Below are 9,612 nucleotides of genomic sequence, written 5' to 3' on the forward strand. Positions count from 1 at the left end.
CAAGGCGGCCATAGGCGTCAGCCGCTTCGAGAAAATCGACTTCTTCTTCGGGAAAATCAAGCGTTGCCTCAACCAATGCTCGCAGTTCGATCAATTGCTCAAGCAGCACATTGACCTCGTTCGAGAATTCGCCCTGCAGTGAACGGACAGCGCTACGCGCGGCCGTTGTAGTGGCCGCATCGATCAGATCGATTACCGCTTCAGCTTGAGCCAGGTCGAGCTTTCCGTTGTGATAGGCACGGCGGGTAAATTCGCCTGGCTCGGCCAATCGAGCACCTAGATCAAGGCACCGGGCGAGCAGCATCTGCATTACGACCGCACCGCCATGTCCCTGCAATTCGAGAACATCCTCGCCGGTAAATGAGCACGGGGCGGGGAAGTAGATAAGCAGTCCGCTGTCGATTGAGCTACCGTCAGCCGCACGAAAATCGACCAGCGTTGCCTGGCGGGCCCGTAGCTGTTTACCACTCAGTGCGCGGGCAAAGTCCAGCAGGCCGCCGCCGGAAATGCGGATAACGCCGATGCCGCCACGGCCGGTAGCCGTAGCGATAGCTGCGATGGTCTCCGGGTACGGGCCGGAATCAGGCCTTGGCGTCGTTGGCGGCTTTTCCGCCACGTTCGATCATCCGGGTGATCTGCCATTGCTGGGCAATTGAAAGGACGTTATTGACCACCCAGTACAGCACCAAACCGGCAGGGAAGAAGAAGAACATGGCGCCGAAAATGAATGGCATATACGCCGTGATTTTGGCCTGAATGGGATCGGGCGGCTTCGGATTGAGCTTGGTCTGTATCATCATGGTGAGTACCATGATCACCGGCAGAACGTAGTACGGATCCTGCGTGGACAAATCCGTAATCCACAGAATCCAAGGCGCATCCCGCATTTCGACGGCACCCAGTAGCGCCCAGTAAAGTGCGATAAAGACAGGAATCTGCACCAGAATCGGCAAGCAACCGCCAAGCGGATTGATCTTCTCTGTCTTGTAGAGATTCATCATCTCTTGGTTCAGACGCTGTTTGTCGTCACCGTAACGGTCCCTCAATGCTGTCAAACGAGGGGTGACAGCCTTCATCTTGGCCATCGATTTGTAGCTGGCCGCGGACAAAGGGAAGAAGATCGCCTTGATGCCAATCGTTAACAAGACTATGGCCCAACCCCAGTTGCCGACAATCTTGTGGATGAAATCCAGACACCAGAAAATCGGGGCGGCAACAATGGTCAGCCAGCCGTAGTCGACAACCAAGGGCAGGCCCTGGGCATCGATACCACCATCCGCCACCGGCTTGGCAAGTTGTTCGAGTCTCGACTGGATCTGTGGTCCGGCAAAAAGTGAGGTCGACTGAGTGATCTTAGCGCCTGGCGCGACAACCGGAATCGGGACAATAACGCCGGCCGTAACCGCCGGATTGACCCCACCCTCCAGATTACGGACATAAAACTCGCGTGACAGCTTTTCCTGTGGAATCCACGCCGATACAAAATAGTGCTGCACCATTGCTATCCAACCGTTATCGGCCATAGCATTGAACTTGGCCTTGCCCTTTTCGATATCGGGGAAGGGTATCTTTTGATACTTGTCCTGCTCCGTGTACACCGCGGGTCCGGTAAAGGTGCTGACCATCATGTTTTCACCTGCCGGCGCTACCGTATCGCGCTGCAATTGATAGTAGGCATGCGTGGATAATTCCTTGTTACTGCCATTGTCAATTTCATAGTCGACATTAATCAGGTAGCTGCCACGGGTGAAGGTATAAACTTTGGCTACCTTGACACCGCCTGCAGCGGGCGCTTCCAGCCGAAGCTTGACCGTTTTCGCGTCGGGCGCAAGTTCACGATTTCCATCAACAACGGTGAATTTCGTTTTGTGATTTGGTAGGTTTTCACCGATCAAACCACTTTGCGCGGCATACTGGTGTTTCGCTGAAAAGAGCGAGAATTTCTTCTTCTTGTCATCGATCGCCTTGTAGTTATTCAGCTCGAGGCCGACGATATCCCCACCCTGCGTTGAGATATCGGCAGTAAAGAGATCCGTATTGACGCTAACGATTTCGCCCACTGCAACCGCTGACTTGGCGGAAACCACTGGCACAGAAACAGGGCTTGCCGGAGAGGCTTGTGTTGCAGACGGCACCGGGACAGGAGAACCATCCGCGGCGACGGTAACGGCGGCTATCTGAGCCGCCACCTTGGGCTGGTTGTATTTTTGCCAGGCGTCCCAGAGCATGACCAGCGAGAACGAAAAAACTAATAAAAGGATCAGGCGTCGGTTATCCATGAACGACCTATGCAATTGAGACTTCAGGGTACGGGATCAAAACCGCCCGGGTTCCACGGGTGGCAACGGGATATGCGTGCAAGTACAAGACGTGTGCCTCTGAATGCCCCGTGTTTTTCCACCGCTTCGGCTGCATACTCCGAGCAGCTCGGAAAAAATCGGCAACGACGGCCAAGAAAAGGGCTGATTGCGTATTTGTAGATGCGAATCAGTGCCAGCAGCAACAATTTCATCGGCTCATCGTTCGGGTGAGATCATTTTGCCCAGCAAGCCCCGGATTTCTTCGTTCAGGACTCGCCGGTCCAGTGGTTCCGGCTTTGCCGCCAAGCGTAGAATCAGATCCCGCGAACGTAGGCGACAATGCATGAGGCGGAAGTTTTCTCGGGCCAGTCGCCGGACAAGGTTTCTATCTACCGAACGTTTCAGATATCGTTTTGCAACGACTAGCCCCAATCGGGCACCGGGTACTTCTTCGGCCACCCTAGTCCGGTAATGTAACAGGAAATGAGTGCTCCTAATCGCCTTCCTGAAACCAAAAACGGATGAATAGTCATCCGTTCGAATAAGACGCTGGTCCCTGGGGAACGCGAAATTTGAAACTTGATGTTCGCCTGCCAGTTTGGAGGCGTTCAAACGGCCAAACGATGACGGCCTTTAGCGCGACGCGCGCGAATCACAGCCCGACCGCTACGGGTAGCCATACGGACAAGAAAGCCGTGGGTGCGCTTGCGGCGTGTAACCGAGGGTTGATAGGTACGTTTCATGAGTAGTTCCTTGAATTCATTACAAAGCAGGTCGGCAATTAGACATTGTCAGGGTTGCTTTTGTCAAGACCAATTAGGTTCACCGGTCCAACAATATGAGCGAGCTGTGGATAACTTTCAGCCGAAGGGTTAGAATCATCCCTTCCTAAAAAGCTCAAAAACCTGCTGGAAAAGGAAATCGAGTAGCGATTTTTTTCTCCAAGCCAGCACCTGACCGGAATCCTATTAGATTGTAGATTGCAAACATGAGTAGTTTCTGGATCGCCTGCCTGAGCCAGTTTGAACAAGAACTTCCGCCTCAGCAATTCAATACTTGGATTCGTCCACTTCGACTTGAAGGTGAAGATGATTTCGCCAATGGTATGCGCCTGCTTGCGCCCAACGGTTTCATTCTGAAGTGGGTAAAGGAACGCTACCTGACTCGTATTGAAGAACTCGGGAGTGCGTTCTTCTCCACACCTGTCAGGGTTTCATTGATTCTGGGCGAGCGCACAACAGTTAACCATGAACCCTCACCGTCGTCCTCAACGCAACAAGTTGCGCCAACAGAAAACCCCGACAAACTGAAAAGTAGTCCGTTGGCCCCTCAGATTCGGTCACTGGAAAAGAAGTCTTCTCATTACGAAACAACTCGTCTTATTTCCGGTTTTACCTTCGATAACCTGATCGTCGGAAAAGCTAATGACCTGGCGCGAGCCGCTTCGGCACAAGTCTCAATTAACCCAGGGGGCGCTGCCTATAACCCGCTGTTCATTTATGGGGGAGCCGGCCTTGGGAAGACCCACCTTATTCACGCAATAGGCAATCGTATTCTCGAACAGAATCATGTAAAAGTTGTTCGTTATGTACATGCTGAGGATTATTACTCGGATGTGGTGCGTGCTTATCAGACCAAATCGTTTGATGCTTTCAAGCGTTACTATCGATCCCTTGATGTGCTGTTGCTTGACGACGTGCAGTTCTTCAATGGAAAGAACCGGACTCAGGAAGAATTCTTCTTTGTTTTCAACGCACTAATTGAAGCAAAAAAGCAGATTGTCATATCGTGCGATACGTATCCGAAGGATATTTCTGGTTTGGAAGACCGCCTGATTACCCGCTTCGATTGGGGTCTAACGGTTCAGATCGAACCCCCGGAAATCGAGATGCGCGTCGCCATTCTGAAGAAGAAAGCAGAAGTTGAAAACGTTGATCTCGACGATGAAGTCGCTTTTTATATTGCCAAACACCTTAGATCCAATGTTCGTGAACTCGAAGGCGCCCTCAAAAAGGTACTTGCCTACGCGTCTTTCCATGGCCTGAAAATCGATCTTGATCTTGCGAAAACCTCTCTGAAAGATCTGATTGGCGCAGTTAATAGGCAGATTACCGTTGAAAACATCCAGAAAACAGTCGCAGATTACTTCAAGATCAAAGTATCAGACCTGTTCTCAAAGAAGCGTACGCGCCAGATTGTTCGCCCGCGACAGGTCGCCATGTGGCTCGCTAAGAATCTAACATCGCAAAGCTATCCGTCTATTGGAGAGGCGTTTGGTGGTCGTGACCATACAACCGTTTTACATGCTGTGCGCACAATTGAAATGCTTCGTGGGAAGGATAACGAGCTAAACCACGATGTTCACTTGCTGCTGCAGGTATTGAAAGGCTAATGAAAACATGTAGAAGTTCATGCATTGGCTGTGAACAATAAGTGCATAAGGTCTGAATTACGAGTGTGTTAACAACTTGTTCTTTTTTATCCACAAGAGGATACAGAGCCTTTACAGTCTGTTTTTTTGCTCTAAGTAGATGATAATTAATGATAAATTGTTTATATCCCTAAAGTTGTCTTTGATATTATCTTTATAGGATTTATATATATGCTTTTTATTAAAACCCAACGTGACGCACTGTTGACACCTTTGCAGTCTGTTTCCGGAATTGTTGAGAAAAGACATACGCTGCCAATTCTGTCGAATGTGTTGCTTGAGAAGAAGGCAGATATATTGACCTTGGTGGCTACCGATATCGAGATCCAGATCACTACTTCGACTGGTGGCGCCGTCGGCGATGGTGATGGGGCGGTAACCGTAGGCGCGCGGAAACTTCAGGATATTCTTCGATCCTTGCCGGATAGTTCAGAAGTAAGTTTGAACCTTGAGGATAAGCGTTTGCAGGTTCGAGCCGGAAAGAGCCGTTTTGTTCTGCAGACTTTGCCAGCCGATGATTTCCCTCGTATGGCATTGTCGGATGGTGAGCAGAAGAAAATTTCGACTACACAAAAGCAGTTTCGCCAATTGTTGGGACAGACACAGTTTTCAATGGCCTCACAGGATGTTCGCTACTATCTGAACGGTTTGCTGCTTCTGGTCGATGGTAGCGAGTTGCGTGCCGTAGCCACCGACGGCCACCGACTGGCTTACGCGAGCATACCGCTGGAAGGAGGCGAACCGACGTCACCCCGCCTGGAGCTGATTTTGCCGCGAAAGACTGTGCTTGAGCTGAACCGTTTGCTTGCTGACAACGATGATCCTTTACTGATTGAAATTACTGCGAACCAAGTGCGCTTTCAGTTTGGGCAGGTCAATCTTGTTTCCAAGTTAATCGACGGAAAATTCCCGGATTACGAGCGAGTGATTCCGGCTACCCTCAAGAACGTGGTTGTGCTAAATCGTGCAGCGTTATTGCAGTCGATGGTCCGTGCTGCAATTCTGACCAATGAGAAATTTCGTGGTGTTCGCTTGGTTCTCACCGCAGGCAGCATGAAGATAATGGCTGCGAATGCCGAACAGGAAGAAGCGCAGGAAGAAATCGAGGTTGACTACAATGGCGATTCGATCGACGTCGGATTCAATGTGGGTTATCTGCTTGATGTTCTGAACAATACTTCGGTAGAAACCGTTGAATGGGGTTTCAATGACGCGAACTCGAGTGCTTTGTTGACGATTCCGGGTAATGATCGATTCAAGTACGTCGTGATGCCAATGCGCATTTAAGGAATCATTGATTGAAGTATGTTTCACGTGAAACAGAAATTGGATAAAGCATGAACGAAGAGAATAGCCAGAACGCTTACGATGAATCGAGCATTCAGCAGCTCGAAGGTCTTGAGGCTGTTCGCAAGCGCCCCGGAATGTACATCGGCGATACCTCCGATGGTACGGGTCTGCACCATATGGTATTTGAAGTCGTTGACAATGCTATCGACGAAGCGTTGGCGGGGTTTTGTGATGATATTGTGATCACGATTCATGCTGACAATTCGGTTTCTGTAACCGATAACGGTCGTGGTATTCCAACAGGCGTCAAATTCGACGACAAGCATGAACCAAAACGTACAGCCGCTGAAATCGTAATGTGCGTGCTGCATGCCGGGGGAAAATTCAACCAGAATTCTTACAAGGTTTCTGGCGGTCTGCACGGGGTGGGTGTTTCCTGCGTCAATGGGTTATCCCGGTGGCTTCGGCTGACAATCCGGCGCGACGGAAAAAAATATCAGTTGGATTTCAATAGGGGCGTTGCGGTTGACCGCTTGATAGAGATTCAGAATGGCGTCGAAGTGTCACCGCTCAAGGTTATTGGCGAGACGGAAAAGCGTGGAACAGAAGTGCACTTCATGGCCGACGAAGAAATCTTTGGCCAAGTCGAGTTCCACTACGAGATTATCGCCAAACGTCTGCGTGAGCTTTCTTTCCTGAATAATGGAGTGAAAATTCGCCTGCTTGATCAACGTACCGGAAAGGAAGAGGATTTTGCCTTTTTGGGTGGTGTGAAAGGCTTCGTCGAGTACATCAATCGGACGAAAACGGTTCTGCACCCTAATGTTTTCAGTTCAATAGGTGAATCGACCACCCCGAACGGCGTGATTGGTGTCGAGGTTGCGATGCAGTGGAACGACACCTATGCTGAGCAGGTGCTGTGTTTCACCAACAACATCCCGCAGTCGGATGGCGGAACTCACATGACCGGCTTGCGCGCAGCAATGACGCGTGTACTGAATAAGTACATTGATGAGCACGATATCGCAAAAAAGGCCAAAGTCGACATCACCAGCGATGATATGCGCGAGGGGCTCGTTTGTGTGCTCTCGGTAAAAATGCCGGATCCGAAGTTTGCTTCACAGACCAAGATGAAGCTGGTTTCTTCTGAAGCGCGTCCGGCAGTTGAAGAAGTCGTCGCGGCCAGGCTGACCGAATTCTTGCAGGAGCGGCCGCTTGACGCGAAGGTCATTACCGGCAAAATTGTTGAGGCAGCACGGGCACGTGACGCCGCTCGCAAAGCACGTGAGATGACACGCCGAAAAGGGCTGCTGGATGGGGTTGGGCTGCCGGGAAAACTGGCCGACTGCCAGGAGAAGGATCCAGCGCTGTGCGAGCTTTACCTAGTTGAGGGTGATTCGGCCGGGGGCTCTGCAAAACAGGGTCGCGACCGAAAGTTCCAGGCGATATTGCCGCTCAAGGGAAAGATACTCAACGTTGAGAAGGCGCGTTTCGACAAATTGATTTCCTCACAGGAAATCGTGACCTTGATTACCGCGCTCGGTACGGGTATCGGAAAGGACGAATACAAACCGGAGAAACTTCGTTATCACCGACTGATCATAATGACGGATGCTGACGTTGACGGCGCCCACATTCGCACCTTGCTCCTAACCTTCTTTTACAGGCAAATGCCAGAGTTGGTCGAAGGCGGTCATATCTATATTGCACAGCCCCCGCTGTACAAGGTCAAACACGGAAAATCAGAACGCTACATCAAGGATGATCAGGCACTCAACCATTTCCTATTGGCGCTCGCGCTTGAAGATGCCACGCTGACGCCTAAAGCTGGAGCATTGGAAATTTCTGGCCCAGCGCTCGAAGAGTTGGCTCGTGAGTATCTTCTTGCAGAGGCGGTCATCAACCGCCTATCACACATGATCAACCCACAGGTTCTGCACGCCCTGATCGAAGCCAATCTGAAGATGGATTTGGACGATGAAGTGTCCGCCAAGGCCAGTGCTGAAGCTCTGATGAACGTTATCGGCAGGAAGATCGGTGTTCATATTTTTGCGCGCTATGACGATGTAAAGGAGCGCTGGCAGTTGCGCCTCGAGAAAATACTCCACGGCAACCTGAAAGTCGGCGTGCTCGACGAAGACCTGTTGGTCAGCGGAGACTACGTGCAGCTACGCAAGACAGCGGAGATCATGGCGGGATTGTTTGGTGCCGGTGGTTTTGTCGCCCGTGGTGACAAGAAGCAGCCGGTGTCAAGCTTTGCCGAAACCATGAGCTGGCTACTCAGCGAGGTCGAGCGTGGCATCAGCAAGCAGCGCTACAAAGGTTTGGGTGAGATGAATCCCGAGCAGCTCTGGGAAACAACGATGGATCCTAAGGTTCGGCGTCTGCTTAAGGTTCAGATCGAAGACGCGATCGGTGCCGATGAAATATTCACAACCTTGATGGGCGAGTTGGTCGAACCAAGGCGAAATTTCATAGAGTCGAATGCCCAAGCAGCTCGTAATATCGATGTCTGAGCAGTCAGGACAGGTTGTCGAAGGTTGCTCCAGGAAGTATGGGGGTTCCAGTCAGGAACGCGCTAACGGGCAGTCGTTTGCCACCAGCCTTTTGCAACTCTGTCAATCGTAACGTACCCTCGCCACAAGTAACCAAGATACCGCGTTTGTCGGCCGCAATAACCGCGCCTGGCGATCCACCGGTTTCGGCTTGGGCCTCGGCTCGCCAAACCTTGACTGTGTTGCCATCCAGACCGACAGTCGCGCCGGGATATGGGTTGAACGCCCTGACCTGCCTGGCCAGCTGCGTGGCTGGCAAGCGCCAATCAAGTGGTGCTTCAGCCTTCTCGATCTTGGACGCGTAGGTCACCCCGGTTTCTGGCTGCAAGCTCGGCGGCAAGGGCAATTTACCGAGTGCCTCGACGATAAGACGACCTCCGAGGATGGCTAGCTTGTCGTGCAAGGTTCCGGCCGTGTCATCTTCGGCGATTGATAGTTTTTCCGAAAGCAAGACAGGTCCGGTATCCAGACCGGCCTCCATCTGCATGATGCAGACGCCGGTTTCAGCATCGCCGGCCAGAATCGCCCGCTGGATCGGCGCAGCACCACGCCAGCGCGGCAGCAGTGACGCGTGGACATTAATGCAGCCGAAACGGGGTATTTCGAGTACCGCCTGCGGCAAGATTAGTCCATAAGCAGCGACAACCATGACCTCCGCGCCGAGGGCTCGCACACGTTCCTGTGCCGCTGAGTCACGCAGTGTATGTGGTTGGAGAACCTCAATGCCTGAGGCCAGCGCGAGTGCCTTAACGGGCGAAGAACGAAGTGCCATACCGCGACCTGTTGGCCGATCCGGCTGTGTAAGCACTGACAACACGTGATGTCCGGACGCAATAATGTCGCGCAGGACGGTGGCGGCAAACACCGGCGTACCGGCAAAGACCAGCTTCATGCGGTAATGCGCGACTGCTTGACCAGCTTGGCCTTGATGCGTGTCTGCTTGAGGAGCGAGAGATGTTCCACAAAAACTCGTCCCTGAAGGTGATCTATTTCATGCTGCAAACAGACTGCAAGCAAACCGTCGGCAGCAACGGTT

At 51.8% G+C, this 9,612-nt stretch carries 10 protein-coding genes; 3 read left to right on the top strand and 7 right to left on the bottom strand.

The window, feature by feature from the left end; translation table 11 throughout:
- The 5 genes from PROAA_RS06415 to rpmH all read right to left on the bottom strand — a co-directional run.
- Positions 1-616: tRNA modification GTPase (locus tag PROAA_RS06415; RefSeq protein ID WP_483771107.1), on the bottom strand; the 616-nt coding region annotated here is incomplete at its 3' end.
- On the bottom strand, positions 582-2,279 hold the full coding sequence (gene yidC / locus PROAA_RS06420; protein ID WP_186410547.1) for a membrane protein insertase YidC: 1,698 nt from the start codon (positions 2,277-2,279) through the stop codon (positions 582-584). The genes PROAA_RS06415 and yidC, both read right to left, overlap by 35 nt.
- Positions 2,280-2,302: 23 nt before the next feature.
- Entirely contained in the window at positions 2,303-2,512 is a 210-nt protein-coding gene (gene yidD / locus PROAA_RS06425; RefSeq protein WP_186410548.1) for a membrane protein insertion efficiency factor YidD, read from the bottom strand.
- Positions 2,513-2,516: 4 nt separating this feature from the next.
- Complete coding sequence (gene rnpA / locus PROAA_RS06430; RefSeq protein ID WP_245664189.1) at positions 2,517-2,912, bottom strand: ribonuclease P protein component; 396 nt, start codon at positions 2,910-2,912, stop codon at positions 2,517-2,519.
- A complete protein-coding gene (gene rpmH / locus PROAA_RS06435) occupies positions 2,909-3,043 on the bottom strand; it encodes a 50S ribosomal protein L34 (RefSeq protein ID WP_186410549.1) in 135 nt (44 codons plus the stop codon). The genes rnpA and rpmH overlap by 4 nt, the downstream gene beginning before the upstream one ends.
- 245 nt (positions 3,044-3,288) lie before the next feature.
- Between rpmH and dnaA the strand changes: the two genes are divergently transcribed.
- From dnaA to gyrB, 3 genes are all read left to right on the top strand, one after another.
- Positions 3,289-4,692, top strand: coding sequence for a chromosomal replication initiator protein DnaA (dnaA, locus tag PROAA_RS06440; RefSeq protein ID WP_186410550.1), 1,404 nt, complete (start codon positions 3,289-3,291; stop codon positions 4,690-4,692).
- Between the two features lie 210 nt (positions 4,693-4,902).
- Complete coding sequence (gene dnaN / locus PROAA_RS06445; RefSeq protein WP_186410551.1) at positions 4,903-6,018, top strand: DNA polymerase III subunit beta; 1,116 nt, start codon at positions 4,903-4,905, stop codon at positions 6,016-6,018.
- Between the two features lie 50 nt (positions 6,019-6,068).
- Positions 6,069-8,537 (top strand): DNA topoisomerase (ATP-hydrolyzing) subunit B, encoded by a 2,469-nt coding sequence (gene gyrB, locus PROAA_RS06450; RefSeq protein WP_186410552.1) that lies wholly within the window; start codon positions 6,069-6,071, stop codon positions 8,535-8,537.
- A gap of 4 nt (positions 8,538-8,541) precedes the next feature.
- Here the strand turns inward: gyrB and fmt are convergent, their stop codons facing one another.
- Both fmt and PROAA_RS06460 read right to left on the bottom strand, forming a co-directional pair.
- Positions 8,542-9,468, bottom strand: a complete 927-nt coding sequence (gene fmt, locus PROAA_RS06455; protein WP_186410553.1) for a methionyl-tRNA formyltransferase — start codon at positions 9,466-9,468, stop codon at positions 8,542-8,544.
- Positions 9,465-9,612, bottom strand: a 148-nt coding sequence (locus PROAA_RS06460) for a peptide deformylase (RefSeq protein ID WP_186410554.1), incomplete at its 5' end; no start/stop codon positions are given. The genes PROAA_RS06460 and fmt, both read right to left, overlap by 4 nt.

Source organism: Candidatus Propionivibrio aalborgensis (genome assembly GCF_900089945.1).
GTDB lineage: Bacteria > Pseudomonadota > Gammaproteobacteria > Burkholderiales > Rhodocyclaceae > Propionivibrio > Propionivibrio aalborgensis.

Excerpts from the sequence above, each read along its gene's own strand:
- gyrB (WP_186410552.1), top strand. The coding sequence starts at position 6,069 with ATGAACGAAGAGAATAGCCAGAACGCTTACGATGAATCGAGCATTCAG.
- rpmH (WP_186410549.1), bottom strand. The coding sequence starts at position 3,043 with ATGAAACGTACCTATCAACCCTCGGTTACACGCCGCAAGCGCACCCAC.
- dnaA (WP_186410550.1), top strand. The coding sequence starts at position 3,289 with ATGAGTAGTTTCTGGATCGCCTGCCTGAGCCAGTTTGAACAAGAACTT.
- yidC (WP_186410547.1), bottom strand. The coding sequence starts at position 2,279 with ATGGATAACCGACGCCTGATCCTTTTATTAGTTTTTTCGTTCTCGCTG.
- fmt (WP_186410553.1), bottom strand. The coding sequence starts at position 9,468 with ATGAAGCTGGTCTTTGCCGGTACGCCGGTGTTTGCCGCCACCGTCCTG.
- dnaN (WP_186410551.1), top strand. The coding sequence starts at position 4,903 with ATGCTTTTTATTAAAACCCAACGTGACGCACTGTTGACACCTTTGCAG.
- yidD (WP_186410548.1), bottom strand. The coding sequence starts at position 2,512 with ATGAAATTGTTGCTGCTGGCACTGATTCGCATCTACAAATACGCAATC.